Consider the following 24,246-nt stretch of genomic DNA (forward strand, 5'->3'; position numbering starts at 1 on the left):
TTTGAATTTTTCATTTGATTCATCAATACGTTTTGAAGTGAATTCTTTTGCTTCTGAATTAGTTTGTTTCGTAGTCAAGGTGCTCATTGTTTTACACTCCTATTCTGTTTGATTAATCGTCCAACTAGACCTACACCTTGTTTATTTAGAACAAAGTAACGAACACCCACATTTACTGCAAGAATAATCAATATCAAAACCAGTGCCGCTCCCCAACCCTGTAGTTGTGCACTATCATACGGGAGTAAAGAAAGACGCCATATTCTTAGAGGTAGTGCATCCATAGGAGTATCAAAGTCACTGAAGAATTGACTGCTTCCAAGAATTGTCATTATTAATGGAGCCGTTTCTCCTCCGATTCGTGAAACTGATAACAACACACCTGTTACCAATCCACTTTTTGCAGCTGATAAGACAATTCTCATGATGACAACCCACCTTTTCAGTCCTAATGCCATTCCAGCTTCACGATATGTGACTGGAACCATTTTGAGTGATTCCTCAGTAGTTCTAGCCACTATTGGAAACATGATAAGTGATAATGCAAATGCACCGGCCCATACTGAAAAGTGGCCTAGGACCAACACTATAACCAGAAAAGCAAAAATTCCTAGAACAATGGACGGAAATTCCATAAACACATCATTAAAAAATCGAACAGATTTTGCCAAGCGATTATCTCCAAATTCAGAGAGAAATACGCCTGAAAGAACACCTATTGGTACACCAATAAGGCTTGCCATGCCAATAATTATCAAAGTACCCTGAATTGCAGGTCCAATTCCTCCATCCCCAGTACCTATCGAACCTGGAACCTGAGTGAGAAATTCTATGCTGATAGCTGCTGCACCATTTTTGAAAACCTCAAGCAGTATGCTACCAAGTGGGACTATAGCAGTGATAACACATGCAATAACTATCAACCTTACAATTTTATCAACAATTAATCTGCGTTCAACATTTTGTTTAAAGAGAGTTCTATACTCTTGTCTTCGTTGTATACTAGTCAATTGTTGATAGCTCCTTCTTTGATTTTTAACATTCGTGATACAAGAACATGTGCCACAACATTGATACAAATTGCAATTCCCAAAAGAACAAGCGCAACTCCAATTAATGCGGGAAGGTGTAATGATGCAGGTGAGGCTTCTACAAATTCATTGGCAATTATACTTGACATGGTCTGACTTGGTTTGAATAATGATGATGGAATTGCGCTCAATCCAGTAGCATTACCAATCAACATTGTTACTGCCATTGTCTCACCGACTGCTCTTCCAAGACCCAAAATGGATGCACCAATTAATCCTGTTTTTGCATATGGGAATACAGCAAGTTTGAACATCTCCCATTTTGTTGCACCAAGCATGTATGCAGCTTCCTTTTGTTGTTGAGGTACTGCCTTCATTATTTCCCTAGATACTGCAGATACAGTAGGGATGATCATTATTGCTAAAATTATACTTGCGGTAAAGATGTCCAAACCAAATGGAGCGCCTGAAAAAAACCAAACAGTGTCGCCAAATGCAGCATGTAATGGTTTTTCAATAAAATCACGAAAATATTCTCTAAATACAAAAAGTCCCCACAATCCGTAAATTACACTGGGCACTGCTGCAAGTAATTCTACAACAAAACCCAAAGGATTTCCAATTTTTGCAGGAGCATCTGAAATAAACATTGCAATGCCAATACTAAGTGGAACACCTATTGCCATTGCAAGTGCTGCGGTAACTAGCGTTCCTAAAATATATGGCAACGCTCCAAATGATTCTCTTCCCTCTACGGCATTCCAATCAGTGCCAGTAACAAATGAAAATCCTTCTTCCTCCCAAATAGGATATGATTCAGCAGTAAGTTGGAAGATCATCAATGCAATAATTACTAAAACATAGACGCCTGCTATGGTTGCCCCAATTTTGAATATTTTGTCTGTATTTAGTCTCCTTTTTTGGGTAGTACTTACTGCCTTAACCACAACTTAGGGCGCCAATACATGAGTTATCTAAAAAACGTCCATAAATTACATAGAATATGTGTAGAATATAGTTCTATATAGAATATGTTCTAAAACAGTATAATCTAAATAAATCATCATAAATTAATTGCAAAAAACAAATGATGGAAAACAGACACGTCGTTTGCAGATTGTTGGAGGTTCAACATACGTCGTATCACTTCCAAAAAATTGGATTACAGAAATGAAGTTAAAACCAAACAGCGTAGTCTCTCTTGTAAAGAATCCAAATAATTCCATTACAATTTACCAAGAAGATTCAATAAACAAGGAAGATAGTAATCCAGTAGTTTTTATTGGTAAAGACGACTCTGTAGAATCAATCAGAAGAAAGATAATTGCGATGTATCTTTCAGGATATAATATTATTCAAATAAAGACAAGAGGAATAAAAATTCCAATCAAGCATTCAAAAGTAATTACAGAATTAGTAAGAAATACACTAATCGGTACTGAGATAATTGAATCAAGTTCTGAAAAGATTACACTCCAAGTATTAACTAGGCTATCACAGTTATCGTTTGGCATAGCGTTAAACAGAATGTATGATACTACATCAAATATGCATCGTGAAGTAATGGAGGCATTAAAAAATCAGGATTTAGAATATGCTCAAGAGATTATTAAAATGGATGATGAGGTAGATAGATTTAGCTTGTACATGAGACGAAATCTGAATTTAGCTTTACAAGATGTTCAAGTGTTATATGATTCTGGATTAGAAAATCCTGCAGAATGCTTGGGACATAGAACTGTAGTAAAGTGTGTAGAAAGAATCGCAGATCATGCTGCATTGATTGCAAAAAAGATAAAATTTCTTGATGGCCCATTAAATACTAAAACATTAAAAGAGATTTCAGAAGCAAGTGAAGAGTCAGTTAAAGTTTTTGAAGAATCCATTCAAACTCTAATTAAAAGAGATTATGAAAAGGCAGAAAACATTGCATCAAACATTCAAAATATCATTGAAAAAGAAAAAAAGATTATGAAAAATCTAAGTGATTCTGACCCAAATAATGCCATTACAAAATTGATTTTAGAAGACATTAGAAGAATTGCAGAATACACAAGAGATATTGTCGAAGTTGTTATTGATGAGAATATCAATAGTGTAATATCAAAATAAAAAAAGAAAAAAAATTATTGATTGTATAGTTGTTCTCTAAGGGTTTGTTCCTTTTGATACTCTACACTACTCTTTGTCTTGGCTACAGGATGACCATTTGTGATTATCTCATAGACAGGATTTACTGGAGAATAGTCATAGCATGAAAACTCAAATTGTTCCAGGTGGGCAAACCCTTTGTCAGAATTCCAACCTTCCTCTTTATCATATAGAGTCTCTATCTTGTAGTCAGTAATTTTACAGGTTTGATAAGAAAATGAACGTACAACATCATCATGTTTTATGAATAATACGTCAATATCCATCTTGTTTGATTCTTCTGATCTAGTATTACTTTGGCCTACAAGATTGTGAAATTCATCGGCGTGTTTGTATAGATAAGGAGAGTTATCACTCACAATTTTTTCTAGCTTAAAGATTGGAGGTTTTGTGTTATCAAAAGATTGTATTTGATTTATTGCCTCAAAAGGAACCTGTTCTTCAATACCATTTTTGTATGTAAAAACAGCTAAAAGTTGGGTTTCTTCAGCAAATGTGTATCCTTTGTCTTCTCCTTTTTCTGCTACAATTTCATTTAATTGAAATCCTGCAATCATAGTTACAGAAAAAATTGCTGCAACACTAAGAGTCATTGCTTTTGTTTTTATTGAAGTCATTGAGTTTGCTAAAAGATTTTTCATAATAACTTGTGTGATCATTTTTTTTGTAAAGAACAAAGTGTTACATTATTTCATAGTTCTATATACTGAAAACAAGAAGCTGGAAAAATTAATTAAAAAATAAAAAAATAAAATGAAAGTTAAATTTTGATAATTCCTTGTGAGACCAAATACTGAATACTTGCAACATATTCTTCATTAGATATTTGGCCATCAGCCCATAGCTTTGCTACGTTCTTAATCCATTCAGGAATTTCAAGTGAGCTTTTTGCTTTTGCAGATTGATAATCAAAGAGTTTAGTATCTTTGTATTTTACCATAGCTAGTCCTTGCTTTCCTAATTCTACAACAGAGTCAGACAATGGAACATACAGTAATGAGGGTGAGAAGTTTTGCCCATCTGTAATCATCCAGTATATCATATGAATTACAGCTTTTGCCTCTTCAAGAGATTTTGTAGTCTTTGAAATATCATCATAGACTAGCAGATACGTAAAGCTTGCAATTGGATACGAGTCTTTACCAGGTGCGTTAACTAGAGTTACTTTACTCCAATCTCCAGCAGGAGACGGTAAATTCTTTGCAACACCAGAGGATGCAGCAGATATGGTATCCAATGTTGGCTCTATGAATGCATTCTTGTCTCCGTTTTGAACAAATGCATATGACATTCCAGTTTGAAATGCGTATGCGAGCTCTATGTAGCCAATTGAATATGGAGTACTTCTAACAATTCCTGCAACTCCTTCGTTTCCAGCAGCGCCAACACCTACAGGCCACGGAACGCTTTTACCGCTACCAACCTTTTCATCAAATTCTGAGCTAACTTTTGTCAGATAGTCAGTAAACACAAATGTTGTACCAGAGCCATCAGAACGCTTTGCTACAATTATTTCAGCATTAGGAAGGTTTAGGCCAGAATTATGTGCTGCAATTCTTGGATCATTCCATTTTGTAATCTTGCCAAGGTAAATGTCTGCGATTTCATCACCAGTAAGCTTTAGTCCTTTGTTAGGAACTTCTGGGATATTGTATGCTACAACAACACCTCCAATTGCTTCTGGAATATGCAAGGTTCCAGGAGCCAGTTCACTCTCTGATTTTTTTAGTGGCGCATCAGAGGCTGCAAAATTTACAGTTTTTTCGATGTGCTGTTTAACACCTCCACCACTACCAATTGACTGATAATTGAGGTTTACATTTGGAAATTCTTTGTTAATTTCTACCCTCCATAGATCAATTAGTGGAAACGGAAATGTTGCACCTGCAGCATTGATTTGAAATTGCTTTGATGGGTCAGGAGCATCAGGCTGTGTTGCTGCATATGCTTGTGGCAACAAAACTGAAGCTAAGATAGTCGTTAGGATAAGCAATGATGTCTTTGTTTTCATTAATTCAAGTCTCTTTATGAGTTATTTACAAATGCTAGGCATAGATTATGTATTTTCTATATACTATATAGAAGAAATGTTTTACATCATAAGAAGTTCTTGCAAAGTAAATTAAAGAAGAACTACATAGGTTAGTTATGGCCTCAGTACTGGTTATTCCCATCATCGTGGTGGCAATCATAGGATTGTCAGGATATCTGATATACAGACTTGCCCTATACGATTTGATTTGCAAAAGATCAGTAAATCAAACACTGCGAAAATACAATATTAAAAAAACACCTTCAGAGATAATCAAAGAGTACTACCACAACAAGGGTGAACAAATTTCACACCAAGAAATTCAAGATATGGAAAAAAGATATCGACAAAATGAACCTGAACAGTTTCTTGCAATGTATGATTCGATAAGAGAAAACACGAAGAGCTAATTTGATTATGGTGCAACAGGGATTTGTATGAATGGTGTTCCGCCTTCACCCACTACTAGCGGTAGTTTTCCATCCCATGCTTGTGTCTTTAACCACTCTAGATAATTTGGATTCTCAGCTAAAGCCTTGTTGATAATAGCAATTGCTTCTGCCTCACCTTTTGCTTCGGCAATGTTTGCATTTGCCTTTCCAATTGCCTGAGCCTCATTTTGTCTGGCTTCTACTTCGATTCTGCGCAAGTCATTTTCTGCTTTTAGTGCCTTTTGCTCTGCTTCTACTTTTGATTCAATAGCTTGGGCAAATAATGGAGAGAATTCAAAATCAGTAATAGAAATGACTTCAGTTACAACTTCAAATTGGGCTAATCTTGCAGCTATAGATGATTCTATGTCTGCTTTTACAAGAGGCCTTTTAGTGATCAGTTCTTCAGCATTATAGTTTGCAGTAACTTGTTTTACAGTCTCCTCAATTGCTGGTTGTATTACCCTATTTTCGTAATCAAGACCCAGATTCTTGTAGAGTCTGTGCACTGCTTCTTTGTCAGGATGATAGTTGACAGTGACAGTTGTTTCTACTGTTTGAAGATCCTTTGATGCACTTCTGGCATCATTTGAATATTTCAGTGTACGAACCTCAACATCTACTACCTCGTCTTGGAATGGTACTACAAAATGCAGTCCTTCATCAAGCGGAGGATTTGTAAGATCAACTGCATTCCAGTGTAAAAGAACGCCTCTATGTCCTGCATCAACTATCTTGACTGATGCAGAGATTACAACGCCGACTAGGATTAAAACGATTATTCCAATTAGAACTAATTTTACAGTACCCATGTTTACATTAACGTTAGGGGATTGATATTTTGACAATTACACATCTTAGGCATTCAACACTATTATACCAAGCTAATCCAAATTTCAAATTAGGCACCAGATTTTTTCAAGATTAACAAATTTATGAGATCAATTGTGATACAAAGTAATTGGAGCCAAATTTTACGTGGATCTACTTGTTGATATTTCTTGCAATTCCTTTGGCAAGAATAATTCCGCGTGTTTTGTCAAAAAGGAAATCAAGAGTAGATAGCAGTCAAGAATTTCCAATACAACCTCCAACTAGTAGCAAGTACGTTAGAAATACTCAAGAGCAATTTACAAAGGAAGACACAAAGAACAGACTAGTTCTAGGAGAGATTAATCGAGGCTCAAAAACATTTGAAAAAATTCAAAAAAACACTGGCCTTGGAAATAAAGAGTTAGATTCTATTCTGCAAGATTTGGAAAATGATGGGATGCTTAGAGTCGAGCAAAAACAAGGAATGTTTAGGCCAAAGATAGAATTGTATGCAACAGAGAAGGGATTCAAAGCATATTACTCTTAAATCCAGAAGATCGATTTTTTATCACATAGTAATAAAAATAGATTCAGAATCATTTGGTTTATTTTTCAATTAAAGGAAGGACCCGAGTCTCAGAGCGGTAATAATCAAGAATTAATCCATTAACCCTCAGAAGCGATTGATTTTTCTTCAAGATTCTTCTTTCTTGCTCTCCTATCAAAGAACATGCATGCTGTGAGATCCCCAGTAACATTTACCATAGTTCTTGTCATATCCAGTATTCTATCAACACCCAAAAGTAGTATGATTCCAACAGGTGGAATTCCTGCAGCAATTAGAATTGTGGACAAAATTACTATCCCAGTACCAGGGGCAGAGGGTGCACCAATGGATGCGGCAAGTGCAGTCAATGAAATAAGAATTATCGTTGTAAAACCAAGCTCAATACTGAACAGTTGAGCCAAGAAGAATGTTGCAATTATTTGATACATTGCAGTTCCATCCATGTTGATTGTGGCACCCAATGGAATTACAAACTGTGAAACTTTTGGCTCAACCTTGAGTTTTTCCTCTGCTGTCTTTATTGACAGAGGCATTACTGCAGCTGAGCTTGAGGTAGAGAATGCAAGAAGTTGGGGATCCCTTATCATCCTAAGAGTAGGTAACAGAGGTCTTTTAGCAAAAAATTTGATTATTATAATATAAACAATCAACATGATAAATAAACCAATTACGACAGTCATCATGTAAGCCCCAAGTCCAGATAATGCAGTTAACCCAAGTTTTGATGTAATGCTTGCCATAAGGCCAAATGCTGCAAATGGTGCAAGACGCATTGCCCAAGAGACAACCTTGAGAGTAATCTTTTGAATTGATTCTAAAAGATCTAAGATTGGCTTTGAGCTTTTTTCTGGAAGTGTTATCATCGAAACACCAACGATTAGTGCAAATACAATAATGCTTAGCATCTCGCCTGCCATAAACGATGAGAGAGGATTACTTGGGACAATGCTTACAATACTTTGAGGAATATCCTGTAAACCTAATTCTGGCTTTTGTTCAGGGGTGGCATCTTCGAGTCCAAAGCTTTCTCGTATAAGTTCACTATCAATAAAATTTCCAGGAACTATTGTTGTTACAACAATAATGCCAATCGATAATGCAATTGCAGTAGTTATTACAAAATAGATTGCAACCCCAAGACCAAGGGATTGCAGTTGCTTCATGCTTCCACTTGATGTTAGTCCACGAATAATGGATGCAAAAATTAAAGGAACTATGATCATCTGAATAATTTTTAAGAAAAGATGTGCAGGAATTGAAAGCCACTCTGTAATTGTGTTGGCTGTATCTTCTTCGACATATCCAAATTCAGGGCCTATAAAGACTCCAAATACAAGTCCTAAAAACAAGGCAAAGAGAACTTGTGCCCAAAGTTTTGTTTTGATTAATGTTATAATGTATGGATGGGGGTATTCAAATGATTTTAGACTCACAAAGGTGATGAATTATCACAGCATAAATAAAATGGATATCATTATCGATGCTGAAAATCAGCTTTTGTTTTTTAGTACTTGAGAAACAAGGCAAATTGTTGAAGATTCTTGTTTACCTGTTTGTAATTTCTTCAGCAATAGTAGGTACCAGTGGAATTGGGATTTACCTAATAGAATCACCTCATGAAGATGCACAAATTACAAATCTTATTGATGCGTTTTGGTGGGCTTCAGCTACCGTAACAACTGTAGGATATGGAGATGTGGTTCCAGTAACAGAGGTAGGAAGAGTAATCGGTATTGCTTTGATGTTTGTTGGCATATCAATAATTGGAGTATTCATATCGGCCTTAGGGGCACTTCTAATTGGTTCCAGGCTGAAAAAACATGAAACCCTTGAGAGATCAGCTAAATCTCTCATCATAAAAAAAATTAACAATATCGAGAAATTAGAAAAGCATGAAGTTGAGCTCCTAGTATCAATGGTAAAAGATCTTCATTCAGAATTAAAACAAAACTAGGATTGTGATTATAAATTTTCTATATCAATCAAAGTGACAGGGCATTTTACATTTTCAACGATTTTTCTTGAAACACTACCTAATGAAAAGAGTTTTTTCATTCCTTTGAGTTTTCTTCTCTTTGCCATAACAATTAGATCGACATTATCATTTGCCACAGCATCAAGAATCTTTTCTGCTGCATCACCAATCTGAACTCTTACTTCACAAGTGACTTTACTTTCTTTGATTTTTGCGATTCTTTTTTCCATCTCTTTTCCCATCTCTTTTCGGATAGATTCATTTGCATCACGTATGCCAGATAGAAGTTGATTTCTTTCAGATTCAGCCAAACCAAATGTCATTGGGTGCTGCATCTCCTCTACCACGTGGAGTAGAATGATTTTTGCAGAAGTTCCTTTTGCAGCATGAATTGCGTGTTTTAATGCTTCATCTCCTGCTACTGTTCCGGCATGTGGAACTAGAATTGTTTTGTACATGGTGAAGATATGAAATACGCATTAATAAATTGGATATTGATTTTCGAATTCAGAAATCAGTAAGCTTTCTAGCTGACCAAGCCTTTTGATCAACACAAAGATATGACATTGCATGAAAACACTCAGAATGGAAGATAAAGAAAGAAGGAAAATTCCAAATTCTGTGAAAAATTTTGTTAGTTATTCAGCCTTTGTTCTTGTAATAATTTACCTTGTAGGACTGATAAACCTAGAACACAAGGCAATTGGTTTAGAGCATCCCTTTTTGGCAATTACAGACAATTACGTTCTCATTTTAGATGCGATTTTTTGGGCAATTGTGGGTCTGTTTAGTGCAGAGTTGTTCATCAGTTATTTCAAAGTGCGAAATTCTAAAGAATTTCTAAGAAAATACTGGTTGGAGATTCTCATGCTTGTATTAATGCCAATATTTGTTGGATTCAAGTTTCTAAAGATAACATTGAAGATTGTAAAACAGATCAAGATAGGAAAAACAGTCTTCAAAATAATTCATAAAATAAAAAAATAGAGTTTTGCTGATTTACATTCCGGCAAATTGATTGCCAAGTAATGAATCAAGCAGACTCGTGATCTCTGGATTCTGTCCTACGTAGAGGACGATTAGCTTGCCTTGTGTGTAAAAGTGCGGAGTATCCATCCAGCGAATTACATTATTGCCTATTTGGGTTCCATCAGAAGAAACCGTTTTGCTTGCCATTTGTGCATCTTGATCTGTTTCAAACTCATAGACATGTGTTTCAATACCACTAATTGAGAGTGTTTTCATTGGGACAGAAAATGAAGAGTCATTAGCTGTCTCGATTAACTCAAAAGCTAAACCTCGTGAGTTAATTGCTTCAAGAAATGTCACATAGTCATTAACTGTGCCATCAAAATATTGAACAGGTTCATTACTTGATGGAAGTTTTTTGAGTATGTATTGGTGGTTGAGCTCATCCCATGTTTCATCCGTAACTGCAGAAATTACTTGTCCCTCAGTCACTATGATGCTCATCACATGTGGTGTAATCACTTGTGTTAACATCTGTCCGTCTCTGTTTCCAAACCCACCCTGTGAGGATTCAAATGCAACTTTGATGTTGTACTGAACTGGAAGTGACTCCATTGCATCAACTGAAATAAGATCCAGTGTTCCATCAATCCCGTCAAAAGAGTATGTTGGACTAGAGCGCACAAATTTTTGGGCAATCTCAATTGCTTTTTCTTCGTCTTTGTTTGCCGTTACAACTAGCTCTGAGGTTTCTGTGCTTAATGCAGGAACCGCATAGAGGCCAATTGCAAGTGCAGCTATGACACTAATGCTAGCTGCTATCAAGGCTGGTTTTTTTCGTCTTTGTATTTGTGACATATTTTTGGTCAAATGGCAGATATCGGGTGAAATTATAACCTTTGATTAAATCAGAATTTAACCTTGAGAATGAAAATATGGTTTTAGCTTCTCAAATAGATAGTCCCCATCTAACATTGATAGGATAACTACAAGGTCTGCAGAGGAGATAACTCCCAGGATACTGTCGTTTTCCAGCACAAGCATGTGATGTGTATTAGTTTTAGTCATTTTTTCAGCGACGATAAGAATTGATTCTTCAGGACCAACAGAGACTAGTTTTGAGGACATTATCTCTGAGATTTGCAAGTTTGGGGATTTTGCAAAATTTGTTACTGCAATCGCGATATCAGTGTATGTTACTATTCCAAAGGGTTTGTCATCTTTGATTATTATTGCAGAGCTGATATTTTTTGCGTACATTTTTTTGCAGACGTCTTTAATGGAGTCATATGATTGAACCGTGACGATCTCCTTTATCATGAATTCCTTAACAGGAACTGTATTGGACTTGGAATCAGTACTCAATGCAGGTTATTTAATGAGGTACACAGGTATATGGGATTTGTGCAAAACATAATTTGAGACACTTCCCAGCATGTTACTTTTTGCAGAACCTGTTCCAGTAGTACTCATAACTATATGATCATATTTTCCACTCTTTGCAATCTTTACTGTTTCTAGACCAGGCCAACCCCTTACAACTCTGGAATTAAATTTGACTCTTTTCTTGTCTGCAATCTTTTTTGCATTTTGTGTGATAGTTTTTCCTTCCTGTAAAAGCTGCTTATCATATGCCTTTGTTCTGGGTCCACCTGCAGGCACATGTGGTATTACATGCAATCCAGTAATTACTCCATCAGTTAGACTTGCAAGGTTTAGTGCATTATCAAGTGCCTTTAATGATTGACGCGAGCCATCCAAAGGAACTAAAATTTTTTTAAATTGGTTTACCATGCCATGATGCAAATATTCCTAATTATTAAGATGACAGCAAATTTCACTGCTGGTAATCAGCTGGTGTTTTTTATAATGTAAAAAAAATGTCAGTTCATCTTGTCCACAATTAATGATCTAATGAAACCTCCCATCACAATTAAAAAAAATGCAAACTGCTATGACGCAATCAGGGCTTTACTTGATAAAAAAATCAGCAGGCTACTAGTTGAGAATGAAGATAACATCATAGGGATTGTTACACAAAAGGACATTGGGTTATTTCTTCTAAAAGATACAACCGATAGGAATCTTGAGCAAATACCCCTCAAGGAGATAATAAAACCACTAAAATCAATTCAAAAATCTGCCAGCGTTAATGAATGTGCTCAATTTATGCTTGAAAATCAGTTTGGCTCAATTGGAGTTTCAGATGGAACAAAAATCATTGGAATTATAACAAAAACAGACCTTGCAAGATACTTTCAAGAAACTTATTCCCAGAGAAAAATTGTTGGCGAGTATATGTCACCGTATTATGCGTGGGCATATGATGACACTCCCCTATACATAATTGTAAAAAAGATGATCGATGAGAAGATTTCAAGAGTAATTCTTCGGGATCATAATGAAATCCCTATTGGAATACTGTCATTTAGGGACCTGTTTAGAACTGCGTTGCTAGCAGGACAAGAAAAAGATGTACTGGATAATGCAGATCCTGCAATATCTGTAGTCTTTGCAAGAAAGGGATTCCTATCTGAATCAGGATTTGGTGGAACTACAAATGCAAGAGAGATAATGAAGGATGAAATCACCACTGTAAACTATGATGATGACCTTGCAAAGGCGTGTTCTGTTTTAAATGAAAACAAAATTCATGGTGTCGGGGTACTGTCAAAAAACGGTTCATTGATCGGAATGCTAAGTAAAACAGACATTATCAAGGCACTAGCGTTTATTGATTAAGATATCACTTTTGAATAATTGTCAGATCTTCTGATGTATCAATCTCGCTAAATTCTGATTGCTCTTCAAATGGTTTTGTTTCGTTCTGATTGTTAGTAAAGCAAAATACTTTGGATTCTATCCAATTTGCTTCATCAAGGCTAAATTTTGAGCCGCATTTACTACATATAAAATTCTGATGTGGAGTTTGGAATCGTTGATCACATTCATTGCAGATGTAAAAGTCATTCATTACTCGATAATCGCCACCAATAATTTTGATTCTTTTATTACACTTTGGGCATTGTTCGTTATCGTATGTATCATGAGTGCTGATGTTTCCGCAGTCATAGTGCTCAATCAATGTATCCCTCCTGAAATTTTGTCCACCACATGAATCACATGAAAAAATTGAGATATTATTTACAGAATTGCAATCACGACATCCAATTTCTCTAATCTTGCTTACTTCGTAAATGACAGATTTTTCTTGTTGTCTTCTTAAAAATGGTAGTAAAGATTTTGGGTCATAGTTACAGTATTCTGCAAGTCTAACCACGCTTGTCTTTTTTAACGAACGTAGTATTTCTAAGACTCGTCTTCCATCAATTCCAATGTTGTTAAATTCGTCAACCTCTTTTTGGATGGTTTCTAAAACGTGATTCACACTTGATAAGCGAAGTGGCTTTTGCAGATAATGAAATACGCCCATTGAGAATAATTGTCTAATCTTTGGGTCCTTTCTATCCAACGAAGTTTCGATTATAATTTTGACGTCAGGTGCTATAGCAAATAGTTTTGAGATTAATCCAGCAGCAGTATTATCAGGTAAATGATACCCAAGAAAGACAATAGGGTCTCGTTTTTCTAATGCCAATCCTTCAAATGTCTTTATTCCCGATTCGGCGTTTTCGCATACAAGAATTTTAGAAAAACCCATTCTTTTCAGATACTGTGTGAGTAGTAAGTTTACAGGAATGCTGTGCTCTATTATTAGAACATTTGAATCAGTAATGGACAATCACTCTTTTGATTTTTTTAGATTATTTATGGCGGATTGGTTACACAATAAACGAGCTAATTCAATCAAACTATATTAGAAGATCTCAATACCATTCTGAAATTATTATATTATCATTATTGGAAATTGTAAGTGTATATTTATCTAAAAAGGAAATCTGAATAGTATGGAAGAATCAAAAGAAAATTTACAAATAGTCTGTGACAAACTGCTAAAGAGTAGAAGTATCAGATTTGCAGGCTTTCTAGATTACATGGGAAATCTTGTTGCAGGAGGATTCAGAAGTGATGTGGAACCACTAAAGGATGATGCTGAGCGCAAAAAGATGTTTATCGAGGCAGTTCTAAGGGTCAGAACTAGACAAGACTTTGATGAGAACTTGGGCCCAGTATCATATGCTGCTGCACGAAGAAAAAACGTTGTGACAATGACTCTTCCTTTTAAGAAACACGTATTGTTCCTATCACTTGAAGAAGACATCAATATTGATCAGATGGGTCAAAAGATAGTGCAGGCTTGTAATGAGAGTTAATCATGAGATGGCATTTTCAGGATTTTATTTATGGCTCAATTGATGGCGCAGTAACAACATTTGCAATTGTTGCAGGAGTAGTAGGAGCATCATTATCACCAAACATCATACTAATTCTAGGATTTGCAAATTTGTTTGGAGATGGCTTTTCGATGGCTGTATCAAATTATCAAGCATCAAAGGCTCACAAAGAGTACATTGCAATGATGAGAAAAAAAGAAGAGTGGTCAATTGACAACTTGGAGGAACAAGAGAGGCAGGAAATCAGAGATATTTACTCTAAAAAGGGATTCAAGGATGAGCTTTTAGAAGAAATCGTTAGAATGATCACATCTCGAAGAAAGGTTTGGGTTGACACCATGATGCGAGAAGAGCTGGGCCTTGTTGATGATGAAAAAAAGCCCCTAGATTCAGCACTGAGTACATTCTTTGGCTTTAATGTTATAGGATTGATTCCCTTGTTGCCATTTGTCTTCTTTTTAATTTTAGATTGGCAAGTTGATGGGTTGGCATTTTTGTGCTCAGTAGTATCCACAGGGGCAGCATTTTTTCTAGTTGGCATGATCAAAGGAAAGATAGTCAAAAAATCAATCTGGAGTTCAGGACTATTTACTTTGTTAATAGGTGGAAGTGCGGCATTTGTTGCATATATTGTAGGATACGGACTACACCTTATCGTAAAATAAAAAATGATTATGGAATGGTTGCTCGAAGCATCCAAGCCATCTTTTCATGGTTTTCCATAAGACCCGTCAGAAAGTCACTTGTTCCCATGTCGTTGAACTCTTCGTCACACCTTGCAAGGTCTTTTCTTAAAGATTGAATGATTGACTCGTGGTCTGCAATCAGATTCTTTACCATCTGAGTATCAGAAGGATAAACACCTGGCTGTTCTTGCAATCTGGAATGAGATTTCATCTCCTCTAATGTTCCAATTGCTTTTCCACCGAGTTGTCTGATTCGTTCTGCCACGTCATCTATGAATACTGCAAGCTGATCATACTGACCCTCAAAGAATTTGTGATAGTCATTAAAGTGCGGACTGATAACATTCCAGTGATAGTTTCTAGTCTTTGTAACTAAAACATATTCATCAGCTAGAAGTTTTGTCAGCATTGATATCACTGCTTCACGGTCGTTTTCTTGAAGTCCAATGTTTACGTCATCTTCAATCATTTTGTCTATTTTTTGTGCCATTATCTAACAGCTGCCATTTTCATATTTATGCATTATATGAAAACAATCTAGTGCTAAAAATTAATAATAAATTCTGTCTTGTAACATTGCTTTACCATATTTTGATTTTTTGATTATTTCAAAAAGAAAATCCATCTCGTTTGGCTTGAAGATTACAGCGACGGGTTCATAACGACGGATTTTTTCTGCGAGTTGCATTTCATGATGGGCAGTAACTACAATTATTTTTGCATTTGGATCATAAGTTTTAATTTTTTCAATTCCGTATCCGCCATCAAACTTAGGCATCATGATATCCATAATTACAAAATCAGGCATGGATTTTTTATAGAGACAAAAAGCTTCATCCCCATTTCGTGCATGACCCAAAACATCAAAACCTTTTGCACGAAATAATTGTTCCCATGTTTCAGTGATGGTAGGTTCATCATCAATTAGTATGACGCTCGTCAATGAATTAAATTACAATTTTTAAATAATATCTAGATGTGTGTAATTGGATTACATACATAAAATTGAAAAAATAGGCATCAGATTGGTTTTCCACGATACTGATGTCGAATTACTTTATGGAATAGATTATGCGATGCAACAACTGTCAGTGAAGCAATTGCGATTCCAATAAAGTTTCTAATGGTCATCATCTCATTTGGCTGTTGAGCTATTAACGACATTTGAAAGACAACATAATAGTTATCAAACAACCAAAACGCCAACGTAACCCAAGACAAAACGCCTGCTATGAAATAGCCTAGCCGGGTTTTGTTTCTAACAAAAATTATTGCTGCAATAATTGTTACGTACCAGATGGCAGAACCTAATAGCCACATTGGATTAAAGACATCTACCCGGTCATCTAACCAATAATAGCTGGTACCAACAATTGCAAGAGCAATCAAAGAGACCACTAGAATGTTTTGATTTATCTTAAAACTTGAGCGCTCCTCAATCAATTCTGCAGTTGGAGGGTTTTTTGCCATATCCTTTGTTGCAACATCTATTGATTCACGCACGGATTTGAGGCGTAATGGGATTATTTTGGTAATAGAATCATCCTGAACGACAGTATCATGAACAAGACTATCAATTAATGGTCTTGCCAAGGAAGCCTTTACTGGAGTTATCAAGTCCACCCAATAAGATGAAAGCCTTGTTGTTAAAAATGGAATTTGAATTACAAACAAGTTTTTGTTCAAATAAGCAGAATATGATCTCATTATTTCCTCGTATGTCATCAAGTCAGGTCCACCAATCTCGAAAATCTTTCCGGCTGTTTCTGGATGTTCCATGCAGCCAACAAGATACGACACCACATCATCAACTGCAATTGGTTGGGCAAGTGACTTGACCCATTTTGGGCACACCATTATTCGTAGTCGTTCAACTAAATATCGTAACATAGCATAGGAGCCTCCCCCTGCACCAATAATCAAAGAAGCCCTAAGTTCTGTTACTTGAACACTTCCAGATGCAAGTATTTGACCCACTTCCTTTCTGCTCTGCATATGTGGAGACAGTTCAAGACTGTCATTTACAAGACCGCCAAGATAGATTATTCTTTTGACACCTGCACGTGTTGCAGCTTTTAGAAAGTTTTGAGCTTGTGTTTTTTCACGTTTGATAAAATCCTTCCAATCAGATTTACTTCCCTCCATTGAGTGAAGTAGGTAAAATGCAACTTCAATTCCTTCCATTGCACTTGTCAAGGAATCGATATCAAAGACATCAGCCTGTACATATTTTACGTTTTTTTCATCAGAAAGTTTTCTCCTTGACATTCCCTTTATGGTGTAATTATTTTCAGAAAGAGTTTTGATGAGTCTCGCACCAATAAATCCAGTTGCCCCAGTAACAAGAATGTTGTAGGGCTTTTTTTGCATGTGTTGCTGGGTAGACTGCTGCTCCATTTTATCTCATCGCTTCAAGTTTTGCAATCTTGGCTTTCCTTGCCTTTAGTCCTAAACCAGTAGTGATTCCACCGATTACTAACCAAAGTACTCCTCCGGCTTGAAATGCAGATATTAGATTTGGATCGAGTGCCCCTGCAGCAAAAAAGCTTGCAGCAAGACCCAAGAGTGAAACTCCAGAGATAATCAGCACCTTATCCAACTAAGTCTCTCTCCAGTTATCAGTTTGAGGTATTCTTTTGAATTGCTTTTGCTTCATAGTGGAATTGGTGCTCTTATTTTATTTAAAATAGTGCTAATGTGAATATCTAGTGCCCAACTAATTAGGAATAAAGTCAGAGATGTTAGTCTTAGAGACTTTCAGCCCAGGAATGGTTTTGTCAATAAATGATGCAACAATCCCCAATGAGGATTTTACACCGTTGGTCTTTTCAGGATCAGTCCCAGGGTACAACCGCACGGTGGTCTTTTGCTCATTTGTTGAAATTTCAATGAGAAAATCTTGATGCTTCTCATCTATAACGACTGCTGGAAGAAGCATCTTTCGCTTTTCATTATCGATATACACCTCAGTTACCTTAATCAAGTAAGGTTCTTTTTGCATAATTGGATTAAATTTTTCATACAACTCTTGGAGGTTAATCTTTTTATCAAATACTACATGAGGCAAAACTTTTCACGACCGTTCATAAAGTAGAATAATTCATGTGTGTTTTTAAAATGATTCATTAGAAATTCATGGTGCCAACAATATTTAGAGGATAGGAAAAGAAGGTGATTTATTTTAGCACTAGAGAAAAAAGTAGTTTTGTTTTAAATAAATAATAGAGTACAGTTAGGTATGAACAGTTCACATGTTTTAGCACAGAAGTTTGATGATGAGAATCACATTGTTGTTAATAGAACCCTAAAGATCTGCATCAATTGTGGATATGATGAAGTGGACAAAACAGAATTTAGCTTATCGTGCGAGAATTGCGGAACAACTATGTTTTTTGAGTAAGGTGAAAAAAATGAATCATAAAGAAGATTGTACTAGACTAGAATTAATTACAGATTCGGGAACTGGCGAAGTAAATTGTAAAAATTGTGGCTCTGTGCTTAATGAAAAACCAATTGAATCTGCATCCAGTTTTAAAACAAATGACGATGGTGTTGATATCAATCAAACAGGACCGCCAACTAGCATCAAGTTTGCAGACATGGGCCTGTCCACACAAATAGGTATTGCAAATAAGGACTCGACTGGAAAATTTCTCAATGGCGAGAATAAGCGAATATTCCATAGATTAAGAATTTGGGACAAACGCTCAGTAAGTAAGTCCCATAATGCATCATACGCCAAAGCATTTACACTTTTAGATTCACTCAAGACAAAACTTTCCCTTCCAGAGTCAGTCATACAAAAGTCTGCTCTTCTTTACAGAAAGAGTGTGGCAAAAAGAGTACTTATCGGCAGATCAACTGCAGAGATATTGTGCTCTGTTGTGTACCTAGCCTGTAGGCTAAGCAACACTCCTCGCTCTATACAAGATATTTCAGAAGCTGCAAATATCAAGAAAAAAGCATTGCAGAGAATCTACAGAATGCTACTAAGGGAGCTAGATGTTAAACCAGAAACGTTTAGCCCAACGGACTTTGTCAATAAGATATCATACCATGTTGATGCATCTGAGCAATCAAGAAGACTAGCCATTGAAATTCTAGATACATCAATAAAATTGGGACTCTGTGAAGGAAAGAATCCAGTAGGACTAGCATCAGCCTCAGTATATTTGGCTGCAGCAAAACATGGAGAATCTGTCTCACAGGTCGATATTTCAAAAGTTTCTGGAATCAGTGCAGTAACAATTAGAGAAAGAGCAAAATTACTAAAGAAGGTCGCAGATAAAATGGGTGCTAAGAGTTGACAGACATCATCTGGGGAAACGTGGTAAGAATTCTATCAGGTAATACTTTTGAGCTAAATGTTACGCACCAAAAGGATGGTAATGATGAGCAGTATCCGGAAACTCAAGGAATAGAGATCGACAAGACAGACATTGTAACCATTCCAGTTGAACCAAATCAAAGAACAGCTTCTAATCTAGAGCAGGGTTTGATGAACCAATTCGTAAAGTGTGAGATAAAGCAAAAAAAGGACAATTTGCTTGTTGCAGATGTATCACACTCTGGTCAAGGCGGATATTAGAATTGTGGAATCCAATCATAATATCAGTAAAAGACAAAAAATTAGGAAATGCATTAAATCTACTCAAATCAGCAGATACCCCAGCATTAGTACTGAAAAATTTTTTTCCTAAAGAATCTTGCGATATAGTTTCAAGTCGTGTTACGGAATATTTTTCAAAAAATAAATGTGGGAATAATAAAAAAATTGGAATATCGCTTGTATCGTTGCGTAACGATAAAGAAAACTACTTTAAAATGGCAGATGCAGCAAGGTCTGTAATTAGAAATATTTTTCATGGCATGCAAGATCCTAGAAAAAAAATTCATTCAGAATTAAAAGAAATTTTGAATATAGATGACATAAGCATTGCAAAAGAAAAAGACTCAAGATATGCTTGTGGAGTAATTCGAATTCACGATAAAGAATCAGAATCATCACTACATAGAGACAATGTAAGTTTTGAGGCACCACACTTCTCGGTAAGCAATCTTAAAAGTCAACTTTCATTCGTACTACCATTTCAATCACCAGATAAAGGTGGAGAATTACAGTTATTTCATCAGAGGTGGAAGGAAAAAGATGAAAAATTTAGGAGAGTTGACTTTGGCTACTATGATGAGGTCATCATGCAAAATGTGGAATCAGTAAAAATCAGTCCCACCAAAGGTGATTTGATGGTTATTAATCCAAATTTGTATCATAGAATTCAACCAGTAGTAGGTGAAAAGTTACGAATTACTTTGAACATGTTTGCTGGTTTTTTACCAAATAAAAACGAAATCTTGACGTGGTCCTAATTGGTTTCTAAAATGATTTTCCGAGTTCTTTGAGTTTTTTCAAATCAGTTATCTCAATATCTTTACTGAGAGTCACAATTCTTGCAAGCTTTGGATTTGCCTTTTCTCCTAATCTCAAAACTAAATCTCCCTTGTATTTTATATCAAGTGTGACTTTTTCTTCACGGAGTTTTTTTGCCAAACTTTTTGCCTCACTTAATTGCTTAATCAGACCAGGCTTTCCAGACACCTTGATTGGGATGTCAAGAATATCAATTGTTCTTGTGTTTTTTGTGGATGAAAAATTTATTGCAGGTTGATCATCGCATTGAATTTTGAGATCACCCTTTGCAAGAGATATTAAAAAATTGGCTTGGAGATTAGATTTTGTCATTTTCTCCTACACCTACTTTGTTGTAATAGTCAACTTCCCAGTAAGGGAAACTGTTCCTGTTGGGACATGCTTACCACCACGTTCTACTTTACCTGACATCTCAAGGTCATCAAATACGTAGGTTATAGCGGCATGTTTCTCAGTTAGTTTGTCAAAAACTTCGGCAAGCAAATTTGCCCATTCTTGTTCTTCTGCCATGAGTCCCTAGGGTATTTTTTAGTATTTAAAAGAAGTAAGAACCACATCCTAGTGGTAATTTAGCACTAGAACTAATGCTTGTTACTATTTTAATACAAAAAAAATGCTGTCAAAACAATGGAGCAAAAATACACCAGCTACATAGAGAATGTATATGAAGAATATCAGACGCTAAAGAAAGTTCCCAACACAGATGAAGATGAATTCATGAAGATATCCCTTGATGAATTAATCAAAAAAGGATACATCAACTTCAAAGCATCAAAAAAGCCGCTAGTAAGATTAAGTATACTTATTGAAATGTTTGCAAAGAAGAATAAAACTGCTTTATTGGCAACTTTTGAAGACGAGGGTAAATTCAAGTATGCAGAGGATAGATATCTTGAGCTAATGAGAAAACTTCCTCGCGTATGGGTAATTGGAAATTTCAAAAACCCATTTCTTGCACAGAATTTTCCAGGTAATGCAAAGACAATTAGCTGTAATAGTACATCTCTAAGTACAGTATGGGCCGTAATAACCAAGGGGCCAGCAGGCCCGATGGGGCTTGTTGCTGAAGAACAATCAGATGAAACTTTCAGAGGATTCTTTTCTGTGTCCCCAAAGATTGTTCAGTCATCAATTGATCTCATAAACTATATCCTCAAAGAAGACATAGACATTAACAAAGTCGAGGAATAGATTCTTTATTTTTTATTTTAAAAAAGAAAAAGTGCTAGTTGTGTCTAGCATTTGCTTGACCTTTGATCTCAACAATGTCAGAGTCAGATGCTATAGTCTGAACGTTGTCAATACTCATCAGTCCTGATAGTACAACACCATCATGCCATCTGCTAACAGATGATTGGATGGGATACTTGTCACGAATTTCTTCTACCTTTTTATCAAGCTTTATTCCATCATGATACTTTACGTACAAGTTCACATGTGGCTTGCTTCTTGATGGAGATATTTTTTTCAGACTGCGCTGAATTTGCATTATCCTAATTGCAAGATCAGGATCCAATGCAGGTGTGCTTGAAAGTATGTGCTGGTAGAATTGGTCGTATATCGGCTCAAGGCTTTGTTTCATTAATTCAATTGGCCTTTGATGATATTTAACTAGTGGTAAAAATAATGGCTAGTGCTAATTTTAAAAATAAAATGGAAAAGAATAGTTTAGTTGTGCCGAGAGTTTGCTTCGCCATTTACCTCAGTGATATCAGGATCGGAACAAATGGTTTGAACGTTATCAATACTCATCAATCCAGATAGAATTATTCCGTCATTCCATCGACTAACTGAGGCCTGTATTGGGTATTTGTCACGAATTCGGTCAACTTTTTCTTGGTATTCGATTCCTTCCTTGTACTTTACATACAAGTTTACGTGAGGTTTGCTCCTAGTGGGAGATATTTTTTCCAGTTTTCGTTGAATTCTCATTATCTTTATTGCTAGGTCGGGCTCTATTGGAGGAATTTGCGTCTTTACCTCTTTACGAAATGAATTGTAGAGTTCTGTTATTGGACTAGACATTTCTATTCACCTAAAGGAATCCCTTTATCCTTGGAACTTTGGCATAGTCTTCATGGAGAATGAACCCAGTCATCAATCCCATCACAACTCCAAATAACACATGAAGGAATAATGAGAACCACAATACACGGTCAGTCTCAAGCAGTAAGTGATACAGCCCTCCGAGCTCTTCAACGGATAGTCGGGATTCATCAATTACATTAAACTCGGCTACCATACTTGGCATCATTACAAAGTAATGAATCGGCAAGAAGAATAATGTAAAAACAACTATTCCAGTTAATGCACCAGTAAGTATTCCCTTCGGTACAGTAACAATACGAAATGCCCTCCATATACTTGCAGACATTGAATAGCAAGCACCAATTAATGCTGCAGCGCCCATATGTGACATAAATCCAAATGCAATTGCACTTGTGCTGTCAATGCCAGCTACAATTCCAATCGTTTTGTAAAAAGTACCATTTGGGATATCAAGCTGCGCATCAATTGCTAAGAATGATGAAAATAATGCAAATCCGCCCACTAATCCGGCCATTGCTCCAACTTTTGCTTTTCCTAGAATCGAACTTTTTTGATTCGTCATTGCAACCCTTTCGTCGTTGACCGTATTTAAGGTTCAATGTTTCAAAGTCTAGTGCTAAAATAATTACAAAGATCTGTAAAAAAATTATAGAATAATTTTTATTATAAATGAAAATTACGAGAAGAATTATCCATTACAATTTTTAAAAAATAAAATCTTAGAAATAAATTACCACTAGCTAAAAAGTATCTTCGTTCATTTATAGTCCAAAACAAATTATGATTAATGTCAAAACGTTACAGGCCGATTGTTGGAGTTAGCAAATGCTTAGAGTTTGATAACTGTAGATACGACGGAAAGCTTTTGAATAATTCATTTGTCAATAAGTTAAAAGAATTTGTAGATTTTATTCCAGTTTGCCCTGAGATGGGAATAGGACTAGGATCGCCACGAAAACCAATAAGATTGGTGCGCATAGGAAAGGAAAAGAACCTCTATCAGCCTTCAACAGACACGAATCTTACTCAGAAGATGAGGGATTTCACAGAGGAGTTTACTTCTTCCATTTCCAAGATCGATGGATTTATCCTAAAAAGAGGATCCCCAACATGTGGAATCAATAATGTGAGAATGTATCACAATACCCAAAAGGATGTAGCATATGACAAATCAAGTGGGCTTTTTGCTGAGATGGTCATAAAAAAATTCCCGTTAATTATTCGAGAAGATGAAGGAAGACTGAACAACCTTACCATCCGTGAAAATTTTCTCACAAGACTCTTTGCGATGTGTAAATTGAGAAAAATTATAGAAAATAATTCACTCAATGAACTAGAAGAATTCCATAAGAATAATCACGTCTTGTTTATTCAACACAGCCTAAAATTAACAATGGAATTAGATTTAATTTTGAAAAACAAGACAAAGGTAAATTTTGATGAATTGAGTTCCACATACAAGAGGATTACCTATAATATTCTGTGTAGAGTTCCGTCCAAAGATGGAGTTAAACAAAGCATAGATGAGATATATTATTTTACAAAAGAAAAAATATCAGACTCAGAGGCTCAGCATTTTACCCAAATAGTAAAGGAATATGATAATGGAATAATTCAGCCATCCCATATTTTTACACTGTTGTATTCTTGGGTTTTACGATTTGGAATTGTGGAATTACAAGATCAGACAATATTCAATCCATTTCCAAAAGATCTAATCAAAGATCTCTTATCAAAACCAAAAGAATACGCCATAGCATGAAATGTTGGCACTATTGCAAAAATTGTCACCAGTATATATGCAATGAAACATACAAC

The 24,246-nt window shown here is 35.8% G+C and carries 35 protein-coding genes; 14 read left to right on the plus strand and 21 right to left on the minus strand.

The window, feature by feature from the left end:
• Nucleotides 1-83: 83 nt before the first annotated feature.
• Together pstA and pstC are read right to left on the minus strand one after the other, a co-directional pair.
• Nucleotides 84-1,010 (minus strand): phosphate ABC transporter permease PstA, encoded by a 927-nt coding sequence (pstA, locus tag C6988_RS07025; protein WP_182134344.1) that lies wholly within the window; start codon nucleotides 1,008-1,010, stop codon nucleotides 84-86.
• Nucleotides 1,007-1,978, minus strand: coding sequence for a phosphate ABC transporter permease subunit PstC (gene pstC / locus C6988_RS07030; RefSeq protein ID WP_182134345.1), 972 nt, complete (start codon nucleotides 1,976-1,978; stop codon nucleotides 1,007-1,009). Before pstC ends, pstA begins: the two co-directional genes overlap by 4 nt.
• Before the next feature lie 127 nt (nucleotides 1,979-2,105).
• Between pstC and C6988_RS07035 the strand changes: the two genes are divergently transcribed.
• On the plus strand, nucleotides 2,106-3,143 hold the full coding sequence (locus C6988_RS07035) for a PhoU domain-containing protein (RefSeq protein WP_182134346.1): 1,038 nt from the start codon (nucleotides 2,106-2,108) through the stop codon (nucleotides 3,141-3,143).
• A 14-nt stretch (nucleotides 3,144-3,157) separates the two neighbouring features.
• On the opposite strand, the gene C6988_RS07040 is transcribed toward C6988_RS07035, so the two are convergent.
• Both C6988_RS07040 and pstS read right to left on the minus strand, forming a co-directional pair.
• Nucleotides 3,158-3,799 (minus strand): hypothetical protein, encoded by a 642-nt coding sequence (locus tag C6988_RS07040; RefSeq protein WP_182134347.1) that lies wholly within the window; start codon nucleotides 3,797-3,799, stop codon nucleotides 3,158-3,160.
• A gap of 143 nt (nucleotides 3,800-3,942) precedes the next feature.
• Nucleotides 3,943-5,193 carry a phosphate ABC transporter substrate-binding protein PstS gene (pstS, locus tag C6988_RS07045; RefSeq protein WP_182134348.1) on the minus strand — a complete coding sequence of 417 codons (1,251 nt, stop codon included), beginning with the start codon at nucleotides 5,191-5,193 and terminating at the stop codon, nucleotides 3,943-3,945.
• Between the two features lie 137 nt (nucleotides 5,194-5,330).
• Between pstS and C6988_RS07050 the strand changes: the two genes are divergently transcribed.
• Nucleotides 5,331-5,624 (plus strand): hypothetical protein, encoded by a 294-nt coding sequence (locus tag C6988_RS07050; RefSeq protein ID WP_182134349.1) that lies wholly within the window; start codon nucleotides 5,331-5,333, stop codon nucleotides 5,622-5,624.
• Nucleotides 5,625-5,629: 5 nt separating this feature from the next.
• On the opposite strand, the gene C6988_RS07055 is transcribed toward C6988_RS07050, so the two are convergent.
• The gene (locus C6988_RS07055; protein ID WP_182134350.1) at nucleotides 5,630-6,493 is read right to left on the minus strand and encodes a prohibitin family protein; all 864 of its coding nucleotides are present in this window, start codon (nucleotides 6,491-6,493) and stop codon (nucleotides 5,630-5,632) included.
• Between the two features lie 143 nt (nucleotides 6,494-6,636).
• On the opposite strand from C6988_RS07055, the gene C6988_RS07060 reads away from it, so the two are divergent.
• Nucleotides 6,637-7,005 (plus strand): hypothetical protein, encoded by a 369-nt coding sequence (locus C6988_RS07060; RefSeq protein ID WP_255464356.1) that lies wholly within the window; start codon nucleotides 6,637-6,639, stop codon nucleotides 7,003-7,005.
• A gap of 119 nt (nucleotides 7,006-7,124) precedes the next feature.
• Here C6988_RS07060 and C6988_RS07065 read toward each other — a convergent pair whose 3' ends face one another.
• Complete coding sequence (locus C6988_RS07065; RefSeq protein ID WP_182134352.1) at nucleotides 7,125-8,459, minus strand: dicarboxylate/amino acid:cation symporter; 1,335 nt, start codon at nucleotides 8,457-8,459, stop codon at nucleotides 7,125-7,127.
• A gap of 98 nt (nucleotides 8,460-8,557) precedes the next feature.
• Here C6988_RS07065 and C6988_RS07070 point away from each other — a divergent pair, with 98 nt between their 5' ends.
• Complete coding sequence (locus C6988_RS07070) at nucleotides 8,558-8,980, plus strand: potassium channel family protein (protein ID WP_182134353.1); 423 nt, start codon at nucleotides 8,558-8,560, stop codon at nucleotides 8,978-8,980.
• A gap of 8 nt (nucleotides 8,981-8,988) precedes the next feature.
• Here C6988_RS07070 and C6988_RS07075 read toward each other — a convergent pair whose 3' ends face one another.
• The gene (locus C6988_RS07075; RefSeq protein ID WP_182134354.1) at nucleotides 8,989-9,459 is read right to left on the minus strand and encodes a universal stress protein; all 471 of its coding nucleotides are present in this window, start codon (nucleotides 9,457-9,459) and stop codon (nucleotides 8,989-8,991) included.
• Nucleotides 9,460-9,571: 112 nt separating this feature from the next.
• Between C6988_RS07075 and C6988_RS07080 the strand changes: the two genes are divergently transcribed.
• The gene (locus C6988_RS07080) at nucleotides 9,572-9,988 is read left to right on the plus strand and encodes a hypothetical protein (RefSeq protein ID WP_255464357.1); all 417 of its coding nucleotides are present in this window, start codon (nucleotides 9,572-9,574) and stop codon (nucleotides 9,986-9,988) included.
• A 12-nt stretch (nucleotides 9,989-10,000) separates the two neighbouring features.
• Here the strand turns inward: C6988_RS07080 and C6988_RS07085 are convergent, their stop codons facing one another.
• Genes C6988_RS07085 through C6988_RS07095 form a run of 3 tightly spaced genes read right to left on the minus strand, consistent with a single transcriptional unit; the run spans nucleotide 10,001 to nucleotide 11,764 of the window.
• The gene (locus tag C6988_RS07085; protein WP_182134355.1) at nucleotides 10,001-10,828 is read right to left on the minus strand and encodes a hypothetical protein; all 828 of its coding nucleotides are present in this window, start codon (nucleotides 10,826-10,828) and stop codon (nucleotides 10,001-10,003) included.
• Nucleotides 10,829-10,885: 57 nt separating this feature from the next.
• On the minus strand, nucleotides 10,886-11,335 hold the full coding sequence (locus tag C6988_RS07090; protein WP_182134356.1) for a CBS domain-containing protein: 450 nt from the start codon (nucleotides 11,333-11,335) through the stop codon (nucleotides 10,886-10,888).
• A 6-nt stretch (nucleotides 11,336-11,341) separates the two neighbouring features.
• Nucleotides 11,342-11,764, minus strand: coding sequence for a universal stress protein (locus C6988_RS07095; protein WP_182134357.1), 423 nt, complete (start codon nucleotides 11,762-11,764; stop codon nucleotides 11,342-11,344).
• A gap of 99 nt (nucleotides 11,765-11,863) precedes the next feature.
• Between C6988_RS07095 and C6988_RS07100 the strand changes: the two genes are divergently transcribed.
• Nucleotides 11,864-12,712 (plus strand): CBS domain-containing protein, encoded by an 849-nt coding sequence (locus C6988_RS07100; RefSeq protein ID WP_255464363.1) that lies wholly within the window; start codon nucleotides 11,864-11,866, stop codon nucleotides 12,710-12,712.
• 4 nt (nucleotides 12,713-12,716) lie between these two features.
• On the opposite strand, the gene C6988_RS07105 is transcribed toward C6988_RS07100, so the two are convergent.
• Nucleotides 12,717-13,712, minus strand: coding sequence for a TackOD1 domain-containing metal-binding protein (locus C6988_RS07105; RefSeq protein ID WP_182134358.1), 996 nt, complete (start codon nucleotides 13,710-13,712; stop codon nucleotides 12,717-12,719).
• A 166-nt stretch (nucleotides 13,713-13,878) separates the two neighbouring features.
• Between C6988_RS07105 and C6988_RS07110 the strand changes: the two genes are divergently transcribed.
• Together C6988_RS07110 and C6988_RS07115 are read left to right on the plus strand one after the other, a co-directional pair.
• Complete coding sequence (locus tag C6988_RS07110; protein ID WP_182134359.1) at nucleotides 13,879-14,244, plus strand: DUF6659 family protein; 366 nt, start codon at nucleotides 13,879-13,881, stop codon at nucleotides 14,242-14,244.
• A 2-nt stretch (nucleotides 14,245-14,246) separates the two neighbouring features.
• Nucleotides 14,247-14,930, plus strand: a complete 684-nt coding sequence (locus tag C6988_RS07115; protein ID WP_182134360.1) for a VIT1/CCC1 transporter family protein — start codon at nucleotides 14,247-14,249, stop codon at nucleotides 14,928-14,930.
• A gap of 7 nt (nucleotides 14,931-14,937) precedes the next feature.
• Here C6988_RS07115 and C6988_RS07120 read toward each other — a convergent pair whose 3' ends face one another.
• From C6988_RS07120 to C6988_RS07140, 5 genes are all read right to left on the minus strand, one after another.
• Nucleotides 14,938-15,441 carry a Dps family protein gene (locus C6988_RS07120; protein WP_182134361.1) on the minus strand — a complete coding sequence of 168 codons (504 nt, stop codon included), beginning with the start codon at nucleotides 15,439-15,441 and terminating at the stop codon, nucleotides 14,938-14,940.
• A 60-nt stretch (nucleotides 15,442-15,501) separates the two neighbouring features.
• Nucleotides 15,502-15,894, minus strand: coding sequence for a response regulator transcription factor (locus C6988_RS07125; protein WP_182134362.1), 393 nt, complete (start codon nucleotides 15,892-15,894; stop codon nucleotides 15,502-15,504).
• A 77-nt stretch (nucleotides 15,895-15,971) separates the two neighbouring features.
• The gene (locus C6988_RS07130; RefSeq protein ID WP_182134363.1) at nucleotides 15,972-17,348 is read right to left on the minus strand and encodes an NAD(P)H-binding protein; all 1,377 of its coding nucleotides are present in this window, start codon (nucleotides 17,346-17,348) and stop codon (nucleotides 15,972-15,974) included.
• A gap of 1 nt (nucleotide 17,349) precedes the next feature.
• Nucleotides 17,350-17,550 (minus strand): hypothetical protein, encoded by a 201-nt coding sequence (locus C6988_RS07135; RefSeq protein WP_182134364.1) that lies wholly within the window; start codon nucleotides 17,548-17,550, stop codon nucleotides 17,350-17,352.
• Between the two features lie 117 nt (nucleotides 17,551-17,667).
• Nucleotides 17,668-18,018 (minus strand): hypothetical protein, encoded by a 351-nt coding sequence (locus C6988_RS07140; RefSeq protein WP_182134365.1) that lies wholly within the window; start codon nucleotides 18,016-18,018, stop codon nucleotides 17,668-17,670.
• Between the two features lie 171 nt (nucleotides 18,019-18,189).
• On the opposite strand from C6988_RS07140, the gene C6988_RS07145 reads away from it, so the two are divergent.
• Genes C6988_RS07145 through C6988_RS07160 form a run of 4 tightly spaced genes read left to right on the plus strand, consistent with a single transcriptional unit; the run spans nucleotide 18,190 to nucleotide 20,318 of the window.
• Complete coding sequence (locus C6988_RS07145; RefSeq protein ID WP_182134366.1) at nucleotides 18,190-18,351, plus strand: hypothetical protein; 162 nt, start codon at nucleotides 18,190-18,192, stop codon at nucleotides 18,349-18,351.
• 10 nt (nucleotides 18,352-18,361) lie between these two features.
• Nucleotides 18,362-19,258 carry a transcription initiation factor IIB gene (locus C6988_RS07150; RefSeq protein ID WP_182134367.1) on the plus strand — a complete coding sequence of 299 codons (897 nt, stop codon included), beginning with the start codon at nucleotides 18,362-18,364 and terminating at the stop codon, nucleotides 19,256-19,258.
• The gene (locus tag C6988_RS07155; RefSeq protein ID WP_182134368.1) at nucleotides 19,255-19,539 is read left to right on the plus strand and encodes a hypothetical protein; all 285 of its coding nucleotides are present in this window, start codon (nucleotides 19,255-19,257) and stop codon (nucleotides 19,537-19,539) included. The genes C6988_RS07150 and C6988_RS07155 overlap by 4 nt, the downstream gene beginning before the upstream one ends.
• A gap of 2 nt (nucleotides 19,540-19,541) precedes the next feature.
• Nucleotides 19,542-20,318, plus strand: a complete 777-nt coding sequence (locus C6988_RS07160; protein WP_182134369.1) for a 2OG-Fe(II)-dependent halogenase WelO5 family protein — start codon at nucleotides 19,542-19,544, stop codon at nucleotides 20,316-20,318.
• A gap of 7 nt (nucleotides 20,319-20,325) precedes the next feature.
• On the opposite strand, the gene C6988_RS07165 is transcribed toward C6988_RS07160, so the two are convergent.
• Together C6988_RS07165 and C6988_RS07170 are read right to left on the minus strand one after the other, a co-directional pair.
• Nucleotides 20,326-20,691: a hypothetical protein gene (locus C6988_RS07165; protein WP_182134370.1), complete on the minus strand. Its 366-nt coding sequence runs from the start codon at nucleotides 20,689-20,691 to the stop codon at nucleotides 20,326-20,328.
• Nucleotides 20,692-20,703: 12 nt separating this feature from the next.
• Nucleotides 20,704-20,889: a hypothetical protein gene (locus C6988_RS07170; RefSeq protein ID WP_182134371.1), complete on the minus strand. Its 186-nt coding sequence runs from the start codon at nucleotides 20,887-20,889 to the stop codon at nucleotides 20,704-20,706.
• A gap of 117 nt (nucleotides 20,890-21,006) precedes the next feature.
• Between C6988_RS07170 and C6988_RS07175 the strand changes: the two genes are divergently transcribed.
• Nucleotides 21,007-21,570 carry a hypothetical protein gene (locus C6988_RS07175; protein WP_182134372.1) on the plus strand — a complete coding sequence of 188 codons (564 nt, stop codon included), beginning with the start codon at nucleotides 21,007-21,009 and terminating at the stop codon, nucleotides 21,568-21,570.
• Between the two features lie 34 nt (nucleotides 21,571-21,604).
• Here the strand turns inward: C6988_RS07175 and C6988_RS07180 are convergent, their stop codons facing one another.
• The 3 genes from C6988_RS07180 to C6988_RS07190 form a co-directional block, all read right to left on the minus strand.
• Nucleotides 21,605-21,961 (minus strand): hypothetical protein, encoded by a 357-nt coding sequence (locus C6988_RS07180; RefSeq protein WP_182134373.1) that lies wholly within the window; start codon nucleotides 21,959-21,961, stop codon nucleotides 21,605-21,607.
• A gap of 86 nt (nucleotides 21,962-22,047) precedes the next feature.
• Complete coding sequence (locus C6988_RS07185) at nucleotides 22,048-22,404, minus strand: hypothetical protein (protein ID WP_182134374.1); 357 nt, start codon at nucleotides 22,402-22,404, stop codon at nucleotides 22,048-22,050.
• A gap of 10 nt (nucleotides 22,405-22,414) precedes the next feature.
• Nucleotides 22,415-22,990, minus strand: a complete 576-nt coding sequence (locus C6988_RS07190) for a hypothetical protein (RefSeq protein ID WP_182134375.1) — start codon at nucleotides 22,988-22,990, stop codon at nucleotides 22,415-22,417.
• 225 nt (nucleotides 22,991-23,215) lie between these two features.
• On the opposite strand from C6988_RS07190, the gene C6988_RS07195 reads away from it, so the two are divergent.
• Nucleotides 23,216-24,190 (plus strand): YbgA family protein, encoded by a 975-nt coding sequence (locus tag C6988_RS07195; RefSeq protein WP_182134376.1) that lies wholly within the window; start codon nucleotides 23,216-23,218, stop codon nucleotides 24,188-24,190.
• Nucleotides 24,191-24,246: the final 56 nt, after the last annotated feature.

This window comes from Nitrosopumilus sp. b1 (genome assembly GCF_014078545.1).
GTDB lineage: Archaea > Thermoproteota > Nitrososphaeria > Nitrososphaerales > Nitrosopumilaceae > PXYB01.